The following is a 21,468-nucleotide window of genomic DNA, read 5'->3' on the forward strand; positions in this document are numbered from 1 at the left end:
GGCCGCGACGTTAATTAAAACAATCTGAATATTGGCGCGATGCTGTAACCGTTAATCGACTGCACCGACAGGATGGTGTTGTAAGCCAGGTAATAAGACGTCATGGCAAACAGCAGCCCAAAGTTCAGCAGCACGTTACGGATGCGCATCATCAGGAAGGCCAGCAGCAACGGCTCGCAGTGCAGGAACAGGTTACCTACGCGCCCACCCAGGATTGAGAAGTCTGAGAAGACGATACGCACCGCCGCACCCGCCGAATAGGCGATAAACAGAATATAGGCGATGCGATCTTCTTCTTTAATCGGCTGGCGGAAGTAGACCACGGTGAAGAAGGCAATAAAGGCGATGTTTTTCAGGTTCGCCAGGCCAAACACCGGCGAGGCAGCATCAAACACCGTACCGCTATAGCCCATGGCGCGGTCGCCGATCACCGGCACAATACCCAGCGAGTCAAGGAACAGCTTTTTACCGCCGACCAGGCCTAATGGGATAGCGGCAAACACCATCGCCAGACCGAAGTACTTACGCTCTTTCAGGAACAGGAACGGCAGCACCATCAGCACCGCATAGCCAGTGGAGTGCGACTGGGTACTGAATGCCAGGAAGACAAACGCCATGAAGTACTTGCGCCCGGCCGCCGAACAGATACAGGCCACGGCGAAAGCACTCGACAGGCCGAAACGGATCTGGTTCATATCCTTGTTGATAAACAGGTGCGCTGAGTACAGGCACAGCGAACAGAGGATTAACGGCGAATACTTCTTATAAATCCAGGCGTTGGTCGATACGGCAATAAATGCGACAAACAGCAGGAAGTAGTAGCTTTCATGCGTGAACCAGCCCAGCACCCATGCCAGCAGCATAAACAGGTTTTCATAGCGGTAGATATCCGCCACGGTGGCGTAGCCACTGATAGTGGTCTGCCGCGAGAAATCGTGGAAGAAGCCAAGATACTGCCAGTCATCGATACCCGAATTTGGCCCCCTGAAACCGGCAAACATGATCAGCGCCACCGTACCAATAAAGAAGAAGTAGGTCAGCACGCGCTTCATTTTTGGTTCATTGGCCTGGTTAATCGATGCCAGTTCAAAAAAACAGAAAACGAGAATGGTGTAGCTAATTATCCAATATATTGCCATGTTCTAATCCGCCCGTTCTTTATAATTCTTATAGTGCTACTTCCCCCCTAAACGCGCCCTGAATTTATCTTTCAGACGATTAAGGAAGTAAGTGCGGTTATCTTTATTGGTTAAGAAAAAGTAGCGGGCAAAGCTGAGGCTGGCCTGAAATGACTTGCCATCCATCTTATAACGTAACGGCAGCTTGTACGCTTTATAGGTGTGGATATCACGGCGAGTCAGGTACGGCTTCATATTATCGAGCCAGAAGTAAGAGTACTTCACCGACTCACCCTTATGCTTGGAGCCAAACTTGGTCACCAGATGATAGTTCGCCAGCGGCTGCGCAATCATCACGAACTCATAGCCAAGGCGATCGGCGCGGATGCAGAAATCGTAATCCTGATGGCGGATGTACTTCTGATCAAAGCGGATCTCCTGCGCATATTCGCGCTTCAGCACAATGGTGCTGGTCTGGATAAAGCCGTAGCAGCCAAACAGATATTCGGCCACGGTTTCAGTGCGCGACACCTGCTGTAGCGGCAGCACTTTCAGGAAGTGACCGTCCTGAATAATGTTAACCTGGCTATAGATAATAAACTTCTGCTTACCCTGCCCTTCCAGCTGCCGGATGAGCTTCAGGCTCTCCTGCAGCTTGTCCTTGTGCCATTCGTCATCGGCATCGAGGAAGCTGATATAGTCGCCGGTCGCCAGTTCGATGCCTTTATTGCGCGCGCCGGAGCCGTTGAGCTTCTCCTGCGACAGCACCAGGTTGATCTTCAGCTGCGCGTAACGCTCTGACTGCACCACCGCAGCCAGCTGTTCGGCATCGGCGGATTTATCATCAATGATGATCACTTCAAAATTCTGGTAACTCTGCGCTGCCACACAATCCAGGGTGGTCACGATAGATTCGGATGCATTATATGCAGGAATGACGATGGAAAATAAAATATCCTTCATTGTCAGGCACCTTTTAATCGTCCAAAACAACATTCTAAAAAATAAAGGAACCTTCAAAGAAGGTTCCTCAGGGTTTACTTAGCTTTTCGCATCCTGCTTGTAGCTGTAGTCGTAATAGTCATAGCCATAACCATGAGAATTAGCGGCCTTACGCACTACGGCATTGAGGATCACCCCTTTAATATCGATACCATTCTGGGCGAAGCGCTTGTAGCTGAACTCGACCTCTTTCACGGTGTTGGTTTCGAAACGCGCCACCATCAGTGAAGTCCCTGCCATCTTGCCGATGATCGAGGCATCGGTCACAGCCAGAATCGGTGGCGTATCGATCAGCACCAGATCGTAGTTCTTGCTGGCCCAGTCGAGCAGCTCGCTCATGCGGTTATGCATCAACAGTTCGGACGGATTCGGTGGCACCTGGCCGCGGGCGATAAAGTCAAAGCCGTACGGACCGTGCTGCACCAGTTCACTGCTGAGCGGTGTTTTACCGGACAGGATGTTCGACAAACCGCTTTTGGTTTCCGCACCCAGCAGGTCGTGGGTGTATCCACGGCGCATATCACCATCGATGAACAGCACTTTCTGACCGGCCTGAGCCACCAGTGTCGCCAGGTTGGTACTGATAAAGGTTTTACCAATCCCCGGGCTGGCACCGGTAATCATCAGAATGTTGTTTTTCGCTTCCATCATCGCAAAGTGCAGGCTGGTACGCAGGCTGCGGATCGCTTCGATAGAGAGGTCGGTCGGGTTACCCAGCGCCAGCAGCGTATTGTGCGGGTCAGCTTTGGCTTTCAGGCCGCGTTTGGCCAGCGCTTCAGCATCTTTCTTACGCTGCCAGTCGGAGAGCGGCACGCTGGCGTAAACGCTCAGGCCCAGCTCTTCCAGCTGCTCAGGGTTGTCGATACCGTGGTGGAACAGTGCCTTCAGCAGAATCACGCCTACGGAGACCACCAGGCCAACAATCAGGCTGGCGGCAATCAGCAGCAGTTTCTTCGGTGCCACAGGCGTACCGGCAGTTTCCGCATGGTCGATAATACGCACATCACCGACGGTGCTGGCTTTGCTGATGTTCAGTTCCTGCTGACGGTTCAGCAGCTGCATGTAGATCTCCTGCCCGGCCTGCACATCACGCGTCAGACGCACGATTTCCTGCTGGGTTTGCGGCATCTGGCTGATTTTGCCGTTCAGCTTTTTCTGCTGATCTTCCAGCGTCTGGCGTTTTTCCAGCAGCGCACGGTAGGTTGGGTGATCTTTCTTGAACAGCTGGGACACTTCTGCTTCACGGAAGGTCAGCTCGTTCAGCTGGCTCTGGATGCTGACGGAAGAGTCGAGCGCCGACTTGGCTTCCAGCGACATATCCACCGAGTCATTCTGGCGACGGTAGCTGTTGAGCTTATCTTCAGCCTGGTCCAGCTTAGCGCGCACTTCCGGCAGCTGGTGCTTAAGGAACTCGAGGCTCTTCTCGGCTTCTTCAGATTTACGCTCAACGTTCTGATACAGATAGTTGTTAATAATCTGGTTCAGGACCAGGCTGATCTGCTGCGGATCTTCACCGTTATAGGTCAGGCCCAGCACGCCGGTGTCTTTACCCATATCGGCCACGGTCAGGTTGCTGCTGACCAGTTTGATCGCCTGCAGGTCGCTGAGTTTGGTCACGGTGAAGCTGGTACCCTCATCCGCTTTAATGTCGCTGACCAGCATGGTGACATCGCCGTGCTGCTCGAACTGACCCACTTTACCTTTAAACAGCTCATCACCATCTTTGCTGACGGTGTAGCTGTCCGGGCCATCAACTTCAACGGTCAGCTGACGCTTTTCCCACACCGCCGGCACTTTCATGCGCGAGATGGCGATCTGCGCCGGTTTGTTGCCCATCATGCGCGACAAACCTTTACCGATCAGCGGGAAGAAGTCTTCCTGCACCAGCACGTCGAGGCCAAGGTCCTGAACCGTTTTGCCCAGCACCATACGCGAGGTCACGATTTCCACTTCGGTCGCGGAGGCCGGCTGTGAATTCGGCATCATCTGCGTCAAATCATTCAGGACGGTGTTGGCGTTTTTCGACTCCACCTGCACCATCGCATCGGCGCTATAAATCGGTGTTGCGAACAGGCTGTACAGCGTGCCCATCAGCATAAACAGCGCTGTGACAGCCACAATGATCCAGCGATGGTCAATAAGTTGTCCCACAAGGTGCGCCAGATCGAATCCGCTAGAATCGTCTTTAGGCGCTGACGGTGCCTTACTTTTTATTTTCATGGAGGTCCCAACTATCGGCTTAATGCGTTGACCCATTTCTGGGCAGCGTTTTCAAGGATTCCGTACACGGCTTCAAAGGCATCGCGGCTTTTCTTATACGGGTCCGCTATTTCCTGCTGATTGATCCAGTGTCCAAACAGCATGGTTTTGCCACGTACGGAGGGGTTGATGCGGCACACCTGGTCGACATGTTTTTTTTCCATCACCAGGATCAGGTCATAATCCCGGCACATGTTCGAGGTGAGCTGCTGTGCCGCATGACCTTCCAGCGACACACCATGCTCACTGGCCACGCTGCTGGCGGTTTCGTCAGCAGCGTGATCAACCAGAGCGCCCAGCCCTGCGGAAGCGATATTCTTCTCAGGCAGTGCGGTTTTCAGCAGCCGTTCCCCGGTCGGGGAGCGGCAGATGTTGCCTACACAAACGACTAAGATTGAATTAATCATAATGATCCCCGAGGGTTACCAGTTATGAAGCGTCTGCACGGTTCGTGTCGCATCGTAAACACCACTGATGGTTGGGACCAGCTGTGAAATCACGCGGTTCCAACGTGCCAGAGGCGTCGAGGTGACATAAACGATGTCATAAGGTTCTAGCTGGAACTCAGTTCCCATTACCATCGCGGCGGCATCTTTAGTATTAAGCTGATAGATGTTGGCGATTTTACTGCGGTTTTGTCCACGAATCGGACGGATAACGAAGACGCCCGTTGCATCTGCCACGGTCTGGTCCATACCCTGTGCATTACCCAGCGCTTCCGACAGCGTCATACCGCTGCGGTCCATTTTCAGCGTGGCCTGCTGCTTGACTTCACCCATCACAAACACTTTGAGATCGTCATTACGCGGCACATAGAGAATGTCGCCCGGGTAGAGCAGATGGTTTTGCGACAGGTCGCCATTCTGCATCAGCGCCTGCAGCGAGATCGGCTGCTCCTGGCCGTTGTGCGTCAGCACCACGTTGCGCCAGTCGGCGTTGGCAGTCAGACCACCCGCGGCATTGATCGCATCCAGAATCGTCAACGGCACGTTAGTGATTGGCTGCTGGCCAGAGGTGGTCACTTCCCCGGTCACGTAAGTTTTTTGCGATTTGAACGAGGCGATGCTGACATCCACCTGCGGGCTTTCGATGTACTGCGCCAGACGGCGGGCAATCTCATCGCGCACTTCCTGCACGGTACGGCCGGCAACGCGCACGCGGCCGATGTACGGATAGAAGATGGTGCCGTCGGAATGTACCCAGTTACCGGTGTCGCTGGCGCTACGATACTGACCGGCTGGCGTGGTCAGTTCCGGGTGATCCCAGACGGTCACGGTCAGGACATCGCCCACACCAACGCGGTATTCATAGTTCTGCACCTCGCGCTGCAGACCGGCATTGGCCTGCGCCACAACGGGCTTCGGCTTCATGCGTTCTACCAGGCTTGGCGTCAGCGGGTAGACATTGACGTATTTATCAATGTCGAAGTCGCTGTCCTGTTGCTTGACGACATCTTTCCCCATGGTAGAGAGATGACTGCCCGGCTCGATAGTACAGCCGGAAAGGAGTGCTGCCGATACCAGCAGGGGTATCAATTTAGTTTTGATTGTAATCATCTAGTTCATCGCTATCAGTAATTTGAATGATAGTGGCGAGACCGCCGCTGTGTAGCGTCTAAAAGTAGCTAATTGCTCAAATCAGGCACTGGTACTGTTGGTCATTATCTTTAGCCCCCTGGCTTCGTTTTAATAAGCCCCATCGCGTTTCAACACCACGCCGACGGTTTTAAATAAGATGGCGATATCGTTCCACAGTGACCAGTTCTTCACGTACCAGGAGTCGAAGTAAACACGGGTTTCATAGTCCACGTCGTTACGCCCACTCACCTGCCACAATCCAGTCATGCCTGGTTTAGCCATAAAGTAGTAATCAACATCCCCCGCATAACGCTCCAGTTCGGCTTCAATCACCGGACGTGGACCCACCAGGCTCATCTCACCGCGCACCACGTTCCACAGCTGCGGCAGTTCATCAAGGCTGGTTTTGCGGATGAAATGGCCAACGCGGGTAATGCGCGGGTCATTTTTCAGCTTAAAGTCTTTATCCCATTCTTCACGCGCTGCCGGGTCGGTTCGCAGCACCTCCTCCAGAACCTCCTTGGAGTTCACTACCATTGAGCGGAACTTCAGACATTTGAATTTGCGGCCGTTAAGGCCCACGCGTTCGTGACCGTAGATAGGCGCCCCACCATCGCGGGAGACCATAAAGATCAGGACAGCCAATGCGGGCATCAGCATGGTGATAATGCTCAGCGCACCCACAATATCGAAGCTGCGTTTCAGGAAACGCGAAGTGCGCTTGGCGAGATTGTTATTTACGCGCAGGATCATCACTTCATGACTGAAGATATATGCCATATCCGTGCCATAAAGCGGAACGCCGCGTAAAGAAGGGATGACCGAAACAGAACGGCAGTTATGTTTAGCCAGATTTTTCAGCCACAGATCGCGCGACTGGCTCTGCTCATATTCCACGGCCACGATAAACTGCGTTTCGCTGTTTACCAGTGACCATAGCTGCTGCTCATCTTTGAGTACCGGAATACCAAACAGCTCCAGAGCAGGCTGGCTACCGTCAACATCAAAGAATGCCACCACGTCGAAGCCCATCACTTCTTCGCTTTGCAGCGCTTTATACGCCTCTTCCGCATTCTTACCGCTGCCAAGAATAATGGACTGTTTCTTCCATAACTTGTTGCGGTTAAGCACGCGTTTCACTACCGAGCGCCCGATTGGAATCATCACCATCGCCAGCAGCCAGGTTAATACCCAGATCCAGCGGGAGAGTTCCCATTTGGACAGTGCGCTAATCGACAGATCAACAATGGAGAACACCAGAATTGTTCTGAAGACTTCTTTTAACTCAAACCAGAACGGCTTGCGGTAAGTGTAATGGCGTAATCTCACCCAGAACCAGCCAACACAAACTACAGAGAGTAAAATATGTGTTGCTATTTTCAGGTTTAGATCGTGAGCCGGTATTTCTGACAGAATATCACCAGGCAAACTATTAATCAGCATAATGGCAATTGCCAATGCTGCATTAAAACAGATGAGATCTGAAAGAGCCAATGACAGTTTTATTAACAACCCTTTAAAGGTAAATTCAATATCGCGCATAGTTAACTCGTAATTTTTATCTTAGGAAGCCTGTGTTTTATTGGTTTCAAACCTGAAGATGCGTGTCTTAGCAACACGGCGGTTATTACACAGGAAACTTATTTAGGGAGTCTGGCAAAAAGGTCATTATAGCTGCATAGCGGCAAGAGATTTTGGCAATAAAATCAACATAAACGTTTACTGTCCGCGGCGCTTCCTGAACAGTCTCAAGACTCGTCAGGACACGCTACCGCCCCTGGCTTGTAGCTGCCAATGCGCTGTAAATGTTTCCGTATCATGTTGTTCACCCGTCATCTCTTACGGCAGGCTTTAGCGTTTATCAGCAAGTTGCGTGTCGAATCACATAAATCAACATCCAACCGCTCAGCACTGCGCTAAATACAACATCCACGCAGACATTCAGTAACACGTTGCTATACTAGTTATAACTGGCCTGTTTACAAGAGGCTCCCTGCGCCCGTACCTTCTTTTAGGAATAAGACTACCTTACGACTGTGTCAGTACCACTCATAGCCCCACCCCTTACACAGTAAAATTCGGAATTAGCCCATATAGCAATTTAAGACTAATCCTGCTCGGTGCGTTATTACCCGTTAAGTATCACGCTTTAATCAGATAGCCCCTATACGATTATTCCTGAAAGCCATCAGATTAAGAATTTCGGAAGTAATGGGTTAATAACACAGCGTGATTGCTGTTTTTTTGTTCGCCAGCCTGCTAAGCAAAAGCCGCAGAAATGCCGTTGCAGGTTGAAATGCCCGGCAAAGCGTCCCATCATTGAAATATTGCAAATGCTGTTCAGGTGAAAACAATGTTCGAATGGATCGCCGACCCGTCAATATGGGCTGGCCTGGTCACGTTAGTGGTACTGGAACTGGTGCTGGGCATTGACAACCTGGTGTTCATTGCCATTCTGGCGGAAAAACTCCCCCCTGCCCTGCGCGACCGGGCGCGCGTAACCGGATTACTGCTGGCGCTGGTGATGCGCCTGCTGCTGCTGGCTTCAATTTCCTGGCTCTCTTCACTGACCGCACCATTATTCAGCGTGGGCGCGCACCCCTTTAGTGCACGCGATCTGATCATGCTGGTCGGCGGATTATTCCTGCTTTTTAAGGCCACCATGGAGTTGAATGAGCGGCTGGAAGGCAAGGATGATGAAGAGGGGCCGCAGAAGCGTGGCGCACGTTTCTGGCCAGTGGTGGCGCAAATCGTGGTGCTGGATGCGGTATTCTCACTCGACTCGGTGATTACTGCCGTCGGAATGGTGGACCACCTGGCCGTGATGATGGCCGCAGTGATTATCGCGATCCTGCTGATGCTGCTGGCCAGTAAGCCGCTCACCCGCTTCGTCAACGGCCACCCCACGATTATTATTCTCTGCCTGAGCTTCCTGCTGATGATTGGCTTTAGCCTGGTGGCTGACGGCTTTGGCTACGCGATCCCGAAAGGCTATCTGTACGCGGCGATTGGCTTCTCGGTAATTATTGAAGCGCTCAACCAGCTGGCGCACTTTAACCGCCGACGCTTCCTGTCAGGCAATGCCCCGCTGCGCAAACGCACCGCAGAAGCCGTCCTGCGCCTGCTGCGCGGGCATCATGAAGAGTCAGAGCTGGATGCTGAGACCGCCTCGCTGGTGGCCGATAATCCGGGGCGTAAAGCGATCTTTAATAAGCAGGAGCGCATGATGATTGCACGCGTGCTGGCCATGGGCCAGCGCAGCGTCAGCAGCATTATGACTTCACGCCACGATATTGAGCATATTGATCTCGCCGAAACGCCGCAGCAAATTATGGCGTTGCTGGATAATAACCAGCACACGCGATTGATTATTACCGAGGGCAATGACGACCCGCTCGGCGTGGTACATGTCATTGACCTGCTGAAGCAGGCGCTGCACGGCAACGATCTCGACCTGCGGGGGTTAATTCGCCAGCCGCTGGTGTTCCCGGAGCAGCTCTCCCTGCTGCCCGCGCTTGAGCAGTTTCGCAACGCGCGTACCCACTTTGCCTTTGTGGTCGATGAATTCGGTTCGGTCGAGGGCGTGGTCACGCTGAGTGACGTCATGGAAACCATTGCCGGTAATCTGCCCAATGAGGGGGAGAAAACCGACCCGCGCTATGATATTGAGCAGCACAGCGACGGCAGCTGGACCGCCAACGGCCATATGCCGCTGGATGATTTAGCCATGCATCTGCCGCTGGAACTGGATGATAAGCGTGAGTACCACACCCTGGCGGGCCTGCTGATGGAACATTTGCAGCACGTGCCGCAGGAGGGAGAAGAGGTGGAGGTGGGCCAGTATCTGTTCCGTACCCTGCAGGTGGACAGCCACCGGGTGCAGAAAGTGCAGATCGTTCCGTTAAATATCAACCCATAACTGTAGGGGCGGCCCCTCTTTTTCGGTCCGCCCGGTGCAAACATCCGCACGGGTCGACCGCAAAAAATGGTCGACCCTTCAGCTTTTACATATCCTTGAGTAACTTTTTCGCATCGCTGTTTTTGTCACTGTCCGGGTTGCGGCCAATCCACTCTTTCAGGCGTTGGCGCGCTTCGTCACGCAGCTGCTGGCGCAGCACATCATCCACCTTCAGGTTGTAGTTAATCGCTGACCACGGACCGTAAATGCGCAGCGGCACCGGCGTCTGCTGCAGGCGTTTAACCAGCGTGTCGTCGCCGCTCCAGCCCGCCGTCACCGTGACGCCAAAGCGCACATCCAGCGCCCGCTTAACTAAATCAACGCTGCCCGCACCGGTATAGTTCAGCAGGTTCGAGCGGGCATCCAGCGTGCCGAAATCAATCACCCCATTGTTCAGGGTGGCGCTGCCGGTAATTGACTGCAGGTCCGGAATATTCTCATCGCCCTGGCCGTGCACTTTGCTGCTGCTATTTTCCACCGCACGTTGAATCAGCTGTTGGAAATTCAGCCCGGCGAACTGGGCATTCTCCACACTGAGCTGGGCTTTGCCCCGCCACTGGCGTTTAAAGTCATCCACGCTCAGGCCGCTGCCGGTAAAATTGCCGTTGAGTGACAGAACGCCGCTGACGGTGTCCGGCATGGCGAAACTTTTCAGCAGCGGTGGCAGATTGATTTGATGCAGTTCAGGAGCCAGCGTCACGCGCGTCGTGGCGGTACGCACATCAACGGTCCCGGGCAACGAGAAACTGCCGTTTTCAGACTGCCCTTTAAAGTTGTCCACCGTCAGCAGCCCGTCTTTACTCACGCCATGCACCGTAACCTTACTGAACGGCATACCGCGCCAGCGCAGCTGATCTACCGCCAGCGTTAGTTCACCGTCCATCGCGTTCAGCACCGAATCGGCATTATCAGATTCAGGAGTGCTGGAGATCACCGGCCCGCGCCCGCTGCGCTGATCTGACCCGCTGGTGCTGTCCTCGGCATCGGCGACAAATCCGAACAGCGAGTCAAGATTCAGGCTGGGCGAGTGCAGATCGGCCAACAGCTGCGGCCGCTGGCCGAGGGTGCCCGAAAGGGTACCGGCCAGCGTGCTGTCGTTGGCGCTGAGGCTGAAATCGCTCAGTTCGAAACGCTGAGCGGTTGCCGCCCAGCGCGCTTTCATCTGCCCTTTACCCTTGATGCCCTCCTGCGGCAGATCGGCCCCTTTCAGCTGGTAATCAAGCTGGTTAACCAACGCGCTGAGGTGCTTCGGGTAATCGGTGATATCGAGATCGGCATCAAAGTGCAGCTGCAGTTCACGTTGATCGCGGTTGATGCGGCTGCTGAATTCAATGTGTGCCTGGCGCGGCTGAGTTTGATCGAGCGACAGATTAAAATCGCGCACGTTAAGCTGCTCGCCGTTATTTTGCTGCCAGACCAGCAGGCTGTCGTTGATACGCAGGCGGGAGATATCAAAGCGCCAGCCGCGCGTCACCTCATCCACCGACAGCTCGCTGTTGTCGCTGGCTGGGCCAATCGGTGCATCTGCCGGGCGCTGGCTTTCGCTGTCCGGCGTCAGGCGCACCACCGCCCCTTTCAGCATCACCTGCTTAACGGAAAGCTGATGGGAGAGCAGCGGCAGTAAGTTGACGTCGAGGCGCATATTGTCTGCGTGGACAATCGGCTGGGCCGCACCGGGTGCGGTCAGGGTGATCGGGCCGGAAAGAATGCTGAGCTGCGGCCAGACGTGCCAGCGCAGCTCACCGTTCAGCGCCAGCTGATAGCCGCTGCGCTGCTCGACCTGACGGATCATATAGGCGCGAAAATCATTCGGATTGACCAGCACCACTAACGCAGTCATTCCTGCCACCATCACCACCAGGAGGATGGCCAGTGTGGTTATCAATCTTTTCATGCCTACTCCTTAAACCCTTCATCTTTCAAATTGCAGGTGTGTTGGCTGCCTTCCTGCAACCTGAAATCTTTTGGGCCTGACATCTGTCCGCTAGTCTTTATCTATCCGGCTGGCGTCGGCACCCTGCTGCCCCTTGTACTTGGCATCCTGGCGGCTGTTATAAGGACGAGCAGCCGGCCCGGAAAGTGGCTCAAAACTGAGTGCGCCAATCAGCATCCCGGGGCGCAGCGCCAGCGGTAGCTTACCTGAATTATAGAACTCCAGCACGATGCGTCCCTGCCAGCCAGGGTCGATGCGGTGCGCCGTAACGTGCACCATCAGGCCAAGGCGCGCCAGCGAAGAGCGCCCGTCCAGCCAGCCGACTAAATCGTCAGGCAGCGTGACGGATTCAAACGTCACCGCCAGCGCCAGCTCGCCAGGATGAAGATAAAAAGCATCCCCTTCCGGCAGCACAATCTCGTCGCTCATCACGCGGTCAAGCGCTGCGCTGACTTCATCCTTAGGACCGCTTAAATCGATAAAGGGGGCCGTATGGCCGCGAAAGGTGCGGAACTGGTTGCCCAGACGCACATCAACGGTTGCGCCATTGATACGCTCAACCGGCGGGCGCGGCTCAATGCCCAGCTTGCCGTTGTCGAGCCAGGCTTCTATATCGCGGTCACATAATCTCATTGCGCTACTCCAGCTGACGCTTCGATCATTCGAAGAACTGATTAATTTTTGCTTTCAGGATATCGATAGCAATGCGGTTTTTACCGCCGCGCGGCACGATGATATCGGCGTACTGTTTGGACGGTTCGATAAACTGCAGGAACATCGGGCGCACTGTCTTCTGATACTGTGCCATGACCGAATCCATCGAGCGGCCGCGTTCGTTAACATCACGCTTCATACGACGCATCAGGCAGATATCCAGCGGCGTGTCGACGAAGATGGAGAAGTTCATCTCCTGGCGCAGGCGCGCATCGGTCAGCAGCAGAATGCCTTCAAGAATAATCACTTTCTTCGGTTTGAGAATAATCGTTTGCGAGGTGCGGGTATGCTCAACGTAGCTGTAGACCGGCAGTTCAATCTGCTGCCCTGCTTTCAGCATCTGCAGATGTTGCAGCAGGAGGCTGTGATCCATGGCGCTCGGGTGGTCGTAGTTGGTTTTGACCCGCTCTTCCATGGTTAAATGGCTTTGGTCTTTGTAATAGGCATCCTCTGGGATAACGCCGATGTTTTCATCACCTACCCGATCGCGCACTTCACGATACAGCGTACTGGCAATAAGACTTTTTCCCGAGGCAGATGCGCCCGCGATACCTACGATGACGCACTGGTGTGACTTGTCAGTCATATATTAAAGACCTGATTTTGAGACGATATTAAAAAGTATGAATACACCTGGATGGAACGCCGCAATTATAGGGAGTTAGCCGCTCTGATGCCAGAGAAAAGCGCCCTTGCTGTTTTCGGACTTTCCCGTTAGGCGACAAATGCTTTCACCGTTAAACTGGACAGCAGAAAAACAGCAAAAGGAAACAGCGTGTCCTGGCATCTCATTCATCTCCTGACTTACTTTGGCGACAGCATGTTGCTGATCCCGACCGCCATTATTATGGCGCTGCTGCTGCACTGGAAAAGTGACGATAAGCGCACCGCGTGGTACTGGGTGCTGGCGTTTTGCGCGGCGGGTGCAGTGGTTAGTCTGTCCAAAATTGCCTTTCTCGGATTTGGCATCGGCAGCGCACGCTTTAATTTTACCGGGTTCAGCGGCCACAGCGCGATGTCTGCCACCCTGTGGCCGGTGATGCTGTGGCTGCTGAGCGGCCGTCTTAGCAACTTCTGGCGCGGGCTGGCGCTGGTTGTCGGCTATCTGATCCCGCTGATGGTGGGGATTTCACGCCTGGTGCTTAACTACCACTCCACCAGCGAAGTCATCTGCGGTCTGATCCTCGGTTTCACCCTCAGCACCGCCTTCCTCGTCAGCCAGCGCCGCATCCGCCCGCACGGATTCTCCCCCGTCCAGCTGTGCATTGCCCTGCTGCTGCCGCTGTTGCTGATTGGTCATGGGCGCATCGCCACCACTCAGCAATTTTTACAGCGTCTGTCGGTGCAGATAGCCGGCATCGACCATGCCTGGACGCGCGAAGAGCTGCTGAAGCTGCGCCAGTAACAGGATTCACTGGCCGCCCCGCGCGGCCACAATCGCCTGTCAATCGTCCGAATACAGGCATCTTTGTATTTCGCGCGCTGCATCGCTTATTTCTTATGCTAGCATGGCAAAAGTTATTAAGATTACGCCTATATCGGCGCCGTGCTGGATGTGTGATGACGATAGAAACTTTGCCCCGCCCCGAGACCTCTCCCCAACCCTGGCTTAACGCCGGGCTGCTGGGGGTATTGAGTTTTGTCGTCACGTTTTACTGCCTGGAACTGATTAAGGTCAGCGGGCAGATCTCCCCGCTCTGGTTCTCTACCGCCCTGATGACCATCGTGGTGTTCCGCAACCCACGCCGCACGCTGCCGCTGCTGTTACTCGGCTGCGTGCTGGGCGTTGCCTGCGCCAATGCGCTGGTGATTGGCCCGGCTCTGTCTAACCTTCTCTTCCCGCTGATCAACCTGATCCAGGCGCTGCTCGGCGGCGCTCTGCTGCGCCTGCTGCTCGATCGCCATGCGCCGCTTAGCTCGTTATTAAGCTGGAGTAAAATGTTGGTGGCCGTGGGGATTTTCACCCCGCTGGTCGGCGGGCTGCTGGCCAGCTGGCTGCTGGACATTCATGGTCATGCCTCGCTGCGCTTCTTTACGACCTGGGTCATGTCTGAAGTGGTCGGCATGCTGGCAATCGGACCGGTCTGCCTGCTGTGGCAGCGCGATTATGTGCGCCGCCACCTGCGTCAAAATGTGCTGTTTGAAGCCCTGCTGACGCTGACCGCCACGCTGGCGCTGTGTTGGGTCACGCTGCGCTATGCGCCCTGGCCATTTACCTTCGTGATTGTGATCCTGTTCTACAGCGCGGTGCGCCTGCCGCGCCTTGAAGCTTTTGTGGTCTATCTCGCCACCGTATCGATGATGTCGCTGATGCTGGTGTTCCAGCTGATCCCCACCGACACCACCGCGCGCCAGCTGCTCTCCATGCCCTGGGTCCCCTTCCTGCTGGCGCTGATCCCCAGCCATATGATGACGCTGGTGATGCACTCCTTCCGCGAAGAGCGCAAACATATCTCGGAGAGCGAAACGCGTTTCCGCCATGCCATGGAGTTTTCCGCCATCGGCATGGCGCTGGTTTCCCCCTCCGGCCAGTGGTTACAGGTCAATAAATCCCTGTGCAAACTGCTGGGGTACACCCCGAAAGAGCTGCTGTCGCTTAACTTCCAGCAGCTGACCCATCCGGACGACCTCAACGCCGACCTGACGCAGCTGCATGCGCTGCTGACGGCAGAGGTCGACAACTACAGCATGGAAAAACGCTATCTGCGCAAGGACGGCGAGATTGTCTGGACGCTGCTGGCGGTGTCGCTGGTGCGCGACAGCGAGCACACTCCGCTGTATCTCATCGCACAGATCGAAGATATCACCGGCCTGAAGCAGACCGAAAAGGTCAACCAGCGCCTGATGGAACGCATCACGCTGGCGAATGAGGCGGGCGGGATTGGCGTCTGGGAGTGGGATTTTAATAGCGGCACCATGAGCTGGGATAAGCGCATGTTCCAGATCTATCAGTTACCCAGTGCGATGCAGGCCAGTTATCTGACATGGGTAAACAGCCTGCACCCCGCCGACCGGGAGATGGCGATTAAAGTCTTTGATGATGCTGCCAGAAATGGCACCCCGGCGGACGTGGAATTTCGTATTGAAACCGCCACTGGCATTCGCTACATCCGCAGCCAGGGCAGCATCGTGCTGGATGAGAAAGGCAATGTCGAACGCATGCTGGGTATTAACCAGGATGTCACCGCTATGCGCCTGCTGACCGACGCGCTGTATCAGGAAAAAGAGCGGATGCACATCACGCTCGACGCCATCGGCGAAGCGGTGATCAGCACCGATGAAGAGATGCGGGTCATCTTTATGAACCCGGTGGCCGAGAAGATGAGCGGCTGGCTGCAGCATCAGGCTTCCGGCAGGCCGCTAAGTGATATTCTGCGCATCACCCACGGCAGCCATGGCCCCCGCATGGATAATCTGCTGCAGTGCGATGTGCCGCAGGAAAAAACACCGGGCGACTTTGACGCCGAGCTGGTGCTGCATAACCGCTCCGGCGAGCAGTACGCCATTCACTACAGCCTGTCGCCGTTGAGCACACTGCAAGGCGAGCAAATCGGCAGCGTGATGGTAATTCAGGACGTCAGCGAGTCGCGGGAGATGATGAAGCGCCTGAGCTACAGCGCCTCGCACGATATGCTGACGCGCCTGCCGAACCGGGTCAGCTTCGAGCGTCAGCTAAAACGCCTGATCGCCAGCGCCAGCGAGCATCAGGTGCAGCATGCGCTGGTGTTTATCGACCTCGACCGCTTTAAGGCGGTGAACGATACCGCAGGCCACGCGGCGGGCGATGCGCTGCTGCGCGAAATCTCCGGGGTGATGCAGCATCACCTGCGCGGCACGGATTTCCTTGCCCGCCTCGGCGGCGACGAATTCGGCGTGCTGCTGGCGGAGTGCAGCATGGAGAAAGCCAGTGAGGCGGTCGGCCGCATCGTTGATGCCGTTAACCAGCATCGCTTTCTTTGGGAGGGCCGCCTGCACCGCGTCGGGGCCAGCGCCGGGTTAACCGTGATTACCCGGGAGAATGCCAGCGCCAGCGAGCTGATGGCCCAGGCCGACCTCGCCTGCTATAACGCTAAGCATAACGGCCGGGGTCAGCTGTCGGTGTATGAAAATCACCTGCACCAGCGCCTGAAGCCAGTGATGAGCCGCATTGAAAATGAGCAGATTATCACCCAGCAGCCGATGCGCCTGCAGATCCGCGCCGCCGCCCCGCCGCGCAAAATTCATGCGGTCAGCTTCTGGCTGGCGGAGATGCAGCTGTTTACCCCGGAAGGTTATGAGATTGATGAGGCCAGCTTCCGCGCTGGCTTACAGGATGGTGAGCTGTTCGTTGCGCTCGACCGCAAGCTGATGAGTGAGTTTTTCCAGCACTATGCGCAGGGAGTGATCGGCAAGTCGCTGACGCTGGCCCTGCCGCTTTCCGGCTTCGGGCTGCGTGAGGATGCCTTTATCAGTGACGCGCTGGCGATGATAGGGCGCTATAACGTTCCGGATCATCTGCTGTGGTTTACCATCAATGCCGATGTGCTCAGCCAGCCGGACGAGCGCCTGCATGCTAATATCGGCCGCCTGCGCGCTGCCGGCTGCCGCATCGTGCTGCGCGATTTTGGCCGCAATCTTGACGCCTTCAATCAGCTGCCCGCTGATGAGATTGATTACCTGATCCTCGCCCCGGAACTGGTCAGTAACGTCCACTGTAATCTGATGGACGAAATGATGGTGTCAATTATTCACGGTCACGCCCAGCGCCAGGGGATCCTGACGCTGGCCGGACCGGTCGACCTGCCCGCCGCGCTTAATACTCTGTCATCAATCGGTATTGATGCCGTGTGGGGCGATGCCATCGCCGCACCCCAGCCATTATCTACGCTGCTGGTGAACAGCTATTTTGCGATTAAGTAGGGGCAGAACACCGCTGCGCAATCCGCTGACGAGCGCGAATATCGTTGTCATCCTCTTTCAGCAGCGCGCTGACGGAGAGCAGTCGGGAGCACGGCAGCCCCGCCTCGATCAGCATCGCCAGCGTTACCCCCTGCTCGTCGTAGCGTAAAATATCTGCCAGCTGCGCTGCTGGCAGCGTGGCACGCTGGCGCACCGCGCTGACCAGCACCTGCTGCAGCACCGTGGGGTTTTCATCGCGAAAACGCCAGTTCCCGCGCGCCTCATTCACCAGCGTATTCTCTACTTTCCCGTCAGCTGACGCGTGCTGAAAGCGATCCCACGCTATCAGGTTGCTCTCCAGTACGGCCTGACGGGTGGGTTGAGCGGCGTATTTAATCAGCCACTCCATCAAACTCATACTGCGCCCCTCACCCTCCGTCAAGGTTTCTTCGAGCTGCGCCGGCTGCTGGTGCAGCGCAGTCATCAGCGGCTGCGTTTGACCATTTAACGCCAGCAGCGCCAGCTGCCAGACCCCCTGCGGGGCGGGCAGCCACGCCAGTAAAAAGTTGGCACTTTCGGTGTAGCCGTTAAAGATGGCGGTGGTGAAATAAGATGGCGAAGAGCCACTGCGCGGATGGATCCAGTCCGGACGTGCCTTCAGTAACAGCGCCATGCTGCGGTAAAACCTTTTCCTTTCGGCATCGTGATAAGGCGGTTCGAGGCGCAGGTCGCGCAGCGGATCGTGATCGAAGGTGAGCGCCTGAATCTGCGCCGGAGTCATCAATGTTAAGAACAGATCAAGGGCGACCGGATTATGGTGTTCAATCGCATTACTGAACGGCGTAAAGCCCAACTCCTGCCGATCGAGGGGGGAGATCCCCTGACGAATAAAGTAGTGGTAGCTCTCAACCGGATAATCCTGCTCGACTGCACGGAAAAACAGCTCGCGCTGTTGCCCGCTCGGCAGGCGGTCGAGATCTGCCCATGCCTGTCGCTGCAGCAGACCCAGATTATGCTGCACCTGCTGCTGATGGCGCGCCCATTCCATGGCGCTCTGATGCTGTGGGTAGAACCAGAATGCCGCCGCCAGCAGGATAAACAGCGCCCAGCCGCTCACCAGAGCCTGGGGCCACGCCTGCGGTCGCCAGCGGCCAAACAGCAACGTCAGCAGCGCGCAGAACAGCACCAGCCAGGCCATCATCGGCAGCGCCAGCCCGACAGCATTCAGGCCCTGCCACAGCATCACCGCGGCAATCAGGCACTGCGGCAAGAGCAGCAAGAGAAGGAGCCGCCGCGACGCAGGCCGCTGCCATTTGACGGCCAGAACCAGTGCGCCGATAGCCAGCAACAGCGGCCCCAGCATGATAATCAGCAACAGCAGCGCCACTGACAGCGTTAAGTGCACAATATGCCCCCTGCAAAATAATAAAGAACGATTCCGTTCAGCGCTGCCGATTCTATATGCAGTCGGTTGATATTTGAAAGCCGCGATATTCAAAGCGGGATTTGCCGCTTGCGCCGCCCCCGCACACAGGCTAAAGTCGCCCCCTTTTTTCACACTCAGCGGAGGAAACGATGTTTATCGGTTTCGACTACGGTACGGCAAACTGCTCGGTTGCCATCATGGAAAACGGCGCACCAAAGCTGCTGCCGTTAGAGCAGGGCTCGCCTTATTTACCTTCAATGCTGTGTGCGCCGACCCGCGATGCCGTCAGTGAATGGCTGTTCCGTCACCACCAGGTGCCGACTCCGCAGGCGGAAAACCAGGCGCTGCTGCGCCGTGCCCTCGCCTTTAACCGTGAGGAAGATATCGAAGTGCTGCCGGGCAGCGTGAAATTCGGGCTGGCGTCGCTGGCGCAATATATGGATGACCCTGAGGAGGTGTGGTTTGTTAAATCACCAAAATCCTTCCTCGGTGCCAGCGGCCTGAAACCTCAGCAGGTGGCCTTCTTTGAGGACCTGGTGTGCGCGATGATGCTGCAAATTCGCCATTCTGCGCAAAGCGCGCTGAATGACAGCGTGACGCAGGCCGTGATTGGCCGCCCGGTCAACTTCCAGGGGTTGGGCGGCGATGATGCCAACCAGCAGGCTGAAGGTATTCTGGCACGCGCTGCCAGCCGCGCCGGGTTTAGCGATGTGGTATTCCAGTTTGAACCGGTCGCTGCCGGGCTGGATTTTGAAGCCACACTGAGCAAAGAGACGCGCGTGCTGGTGGTGGATATCGGCGGGGGAACCACCGACTGCTCGATGCTGCTAATGGGGCCGCAGTGGCATGATAAAGCCGACCGTAAGCAGAGCCTGCTGGGCCACAGCGGCTGCCGCGTTGGCGGAAACGATCTCGACATTATGCTGGCGTTTAAAGAGCTGATGCCGCTGCTGGGCCTTGGTGGGGAAACCGTGAAGGGCACCGGCCTGCCCGCGCTGCCGTGGTGGAATGCCGTGGCGATTAACGACGTTCCGGCGCAGAGTGATTTTTACGCCGCAGCTTCGCGCAAGCTGCTGCAGGACCTGATCCGCGACGCGGCCGAGCCGCAAAAGGTGCAGCGTCTGCTGAAAGTGTGGCAACAGCATCTCGGCTATCGCCTGGTGCGCGCGGCGGAAGAGAGCAAAATTGCCCTGTCGCAGCAGAGAGAGGTGCTGACCGCGTTGGACTTTATCGAGAGCGGGCTGGAAACCGGGATTAGCGTGGCGGGATTAGAGACGGCTATCAGCCAGCCGTTAGAGCGGATCCAGGAGCAGGTGACGCTGGCGTTAAATACCAGCGGCACCCGTCCTGACGTCATTTATCTCACCGGCGGCAGCGCCAAATCCCCGGTACTGCGTGCCGCACTGCAGCAGCAATTGCCGGATATCCCGCTGGCCAGCGGCGATGATTTCGGCTCGGTCACCGCCGGGCTGGCACGCTGGGCGCAGGTGATGTTCCGCTGATTTCAGCACTTGAAATCCCTCGTAGGGGTCGGGCATGCCCGACCCGTTTTTTTTAATAACTGCTCACTTCCGACAGCAGGCGCAAATCGTCATCCTTCAGCTTCAGCACCGCCGCTTTGCTTAGCTCTTCAACCTGTGCCAGGGATGTTGCGCTGACGATCGGGGCGGTGATGCTCGGGCGGGCAATCTGCCATGCCAGTGCCACCTGCGTCGGCGTAGCGCGATGTTTCTCCGCCACCTCTACCAGCGCTTTCACAATCTTCAGCCCGCGATCGTTAAGATACTTCTCGACCACGCCCTGCCCGCGCGCGCTTTTCGCAGCGTCCTCTTTACTCAGGTATTTCCCGCTGAGAAAACCGCTGGCCAGCGAATAGTAGTTAATCACCCCCAGCCCGTGATCTTTCGCGACTTTCTCCAGCCCGCTCTCATAGCCTTCACGGTCGTAAAGGTTATATTCCGGCTGCAGAGTCTCGTAGCGCGCCAGGCCATTGTCGCTGCTGACTTTCAGCGCCTCCTCCAGACGTTCATCGGAGTAGTTAGAGGCACCAATCACCCGCACCTTGCCCTCTTTAATCAGCGCATCAAACGCCGCCAGCGTCTCCTGCAACGGCGTATCGGCATCGTCACGGTGCGCCTGATAGAGGTCGATATAGTCGGTTTGCAGGCGCTTGAGCGATGCCTCAACCGCCTGACGAATATAGTGCGGCGCGAGGCCGGTTTTGCCATCACCGAGGTCCATGCCAACCTTGGTGGCGAGAATAATTTTGTCGCGCTTGCCGCTCTGCTTCAGCCAGTTACCAATAATCACCTCTGACTCGCCGCCCTTGTTGCCCGGCGCCCAGCGTGAATAGACATCGGCGGTATCAATAAAATTGAGTCCCTTTTCCACCAGCGCGTCGAGCAGCGAAAACGAGGTCTTTTCGTCGACGGTCCAGCCAAATACGTTGCCACCAAAAGTCAGCACCGGAACCTGAAGCTTGCTGCGGCCCAGCTGGCGATGTTCTAAATTACTCATGATCATTCTCCTGATATGAAGGATGCAACAGCCTGTAAGCTTAGCAAACTAAGCTTTTCGCGCTGCGCTAATTTGTGGCAAAAGAT

At 55.9% G+C, this 21,468-nt stretch carries 15 protein-coding genes; 4 read left to right on the top strand and 11 right to left on the bottom strand.

Features of this window, described 5'->3' with window-relative positions; translation table 11 throughout:
- Nucleotides 1–14: 14 nt before the first annotated feature.
- From ID864_RS07885 to wbaP, 6 genes are all read right to left on the bottom strand, one after another.
- Nucleotides 15–1,139: an EpsG family protein gene (locus tag ID864_RS07885; RefSeq protein WP_048915577.1), complete on the bottom strand. Its 1,125-nt coding sequence runs from the start codon at nt 1,137–1,139 to the stop codon at nt 15–17.
- Between the two features lie 36 nt (nt 1,140–1,175).
- Nucleotides 1,176–2,081 (bottom strand): glycosyltransferase family 2 protein, encoded by a 906-nt coding sequence (locus tag ID864_RS07890; protein WP_048915576.1) that lies wholly within the window; start codon nt 2,079–2,081, stop codon nt 1,176–1,178.
- Between the two features lie 78 nt (nt 2,082–2,159).
- On the bottom strand, nt 2,160–4,340 hold the full coding sequence (gene wzc, locus ID864_RS07895) for a tyrosine-protein kinase Wzc (protein ID WP_099754596.1): 2,181 nt from the start codon (nt 4,338–4,340) through the stop codon (nt 2,160–2,162).
- A gap of 11 nt (nt 4,341–4,351) precedes the next feature.
- Nucleotides 4,352–4,786: an arsenate reductase/protein-tyrosine-phosphatase family protein gene (locus ID864_RS07900; protein WP_048915574.1), complete on the bottom strand. Its 435-nt coding sequence runs from the start codon at nt 4,784–4,786 to the stop codon at nt 4,352–4,354.
- A gap of 15 nt (nt 4,787–4,801) precedes the next feature.
- Nucleotides 4,802–5,935, bottom strand: a complete 1,134-nt coding sequence (locus ID864_RS07905; RefSeq protein ID WP_048915573.1) for a polysaccharide export protein — start codon at nt 5,933–5,935, stop codon at nt 4,802–4,804.
- A 129-nt stretch (nt 5,936–6,064) separates the two neighbouring features.
- On the bottom strand, nt 6,065–7,498 hold the full coding sequence (gene wbaP, locus ID864_RS07910; protein WP_048915572.1) for an undecaprenyl-phosphate galactose phosphotransferase WbaP: 1,434 nt from the start codon (nt 7,496–7,498) through the stop codon (nt 6,065–6,067).
- An 811-nt stretch (nt 7,499–8,309) separates the two neighbouring features.
- Here wbaP and ID864_RS07915 point away from each other — a divergent pair.
- Complete coding sequence (locus ID864_RS07915) at nt 8,310–9,875, top strand: TerC family protein (RefSeq protein ID WP_191149688.1); 1,566 nt, start codon at nt 8,310–8,312, stop codon at nt 9,873–9,875.
- Between the two features lie 85 nt (nt 9,876–9,960).
- On the opposite strand, the gene asmA is transcribed toward ID864_RS07915, so the two are convergent.
- The 3 genes from asmA to udk form a co-directional block, all read right to left on the bottom strand.
- The gene (gene asmA / locus ID864_RS07920) at nt 9,961–11,808 is read right to left on the bottom strand and encodes an outer membrane assembly protein AsmA (RefSeq protein WP_191149689.1); all 1,848 of its coding nucleotides are present in this window, start codon (nt 11,806–11,808) and stop codon (nt 9,961–9,963) included.
- A 90-nt stretch (nt 11,809–11,898) separates the two neighbouring features.
- Complete coding sequence (dcd, locus tag ID864_RS07925; protein WP_048915569.1) at nt 11,899–12,480, bottom strand: dCTP deaminase; 582 nt, start codon at nt 12,478–12,480, stop codon at nt 11,899–11,901.
- 25 nt (nt 12,481–12,505) lie between these two features.
- On the bottom strand, nt 12,506–13,147 hold the full coding sequence (udk, locus tag ID864_RS07930) for a uridine kinase (protein ID WP_048915568.1): 642 nt from the start codon (nt 13,145–13,147) through the stop codon (nt 12,506–12,508).
- Between the two features lie 189 nt (nt 13,148–13,336).
- Here udk and ID864_RS07935 point away from each other — a divergent pair, with 189 nt between their 5' ends.
- Together ID864_RS07935 and ID864_RS07940 are read left to right on the top strand one after the other, a co-directional pair.
- Complete coding sequence (locus tag ID864_RS07935; protein WP_282469256.1) at nt 13,337–13,966, top strand: phosphatase PAP2 family protein; 630 nt, start codon at nt 13,337–13,339, stop codon at nt 13,964–13,966.
- Between the two features lie 155 nt (nt 13,967–14,121).
- A complete protein-coding gene (locus ID864_RS07940) occupies nt 14,122–17,460 on the top strand; it encodes a diguanylate cyclase (RefSeq protein WP_187497161.1) in 3,339 nt (1,112 codons plus the stop codon).
- Here the strand turns inward: ID864_RS07940 and ID864_RS07945 are convergent.
- Nucleotides 17,453–18,844, bottom strand: coding sequence for a hypothetical protein (locus ID864_RS07945; RefSeq protein WP_191149690.1), 1,392 nt, complete (start codon nt 18,842–18,844; stop codon nt 17,453–17,455). The genes ID864_RS07940 and ID864_RS07945 overlap by 8 nt on opposite strands.
- Nucleotides 18,845–19,014: 170 nt before the next feature.
- Here ID864_RS07945 and yegD point away from each other — a divergent pair, with 170 nt between their 5' ends.
- Complete coding sequence (yegD, locus tag ID864_RS07950; RefSeq protein WP_191149691.1) at nt 19,015–20,367, top strand: molecular chaperone; 1,353 nt, start codon at nt 19,015–19,017, stop codon at nt 20,365–20,367.
- Between the two features lie 52 nt (nt 20,368–20,419).
- Here yegD and ID864_RS07955 read toward each other — a convergent pair whose 3' ends face one another.
- Nucleotides 20,420–21,382, bottom strand: a complete 963-nt coding sequence (locus ID864_RS07955; protein ID WP_099755259.1) for an aldo/keto reductase — start codon at nt 21,380–21,382, stop codon at nt 20,420–20,422.
- Between the last annotated feature and the right edge of the window lie 86 nt (nt 21,383–21,468).

Source organism: Erwinia aphidicola (assembly GCF_014773485.1).
In the GTDB taxonomy this organism is placed as follows: domain Bacteria; phylum Pseudomonadota; class Gammaproteobacteria; order Enterobacterales; family Enterobacteriaceae; genus Erwinia; species Erwinia aphidicola.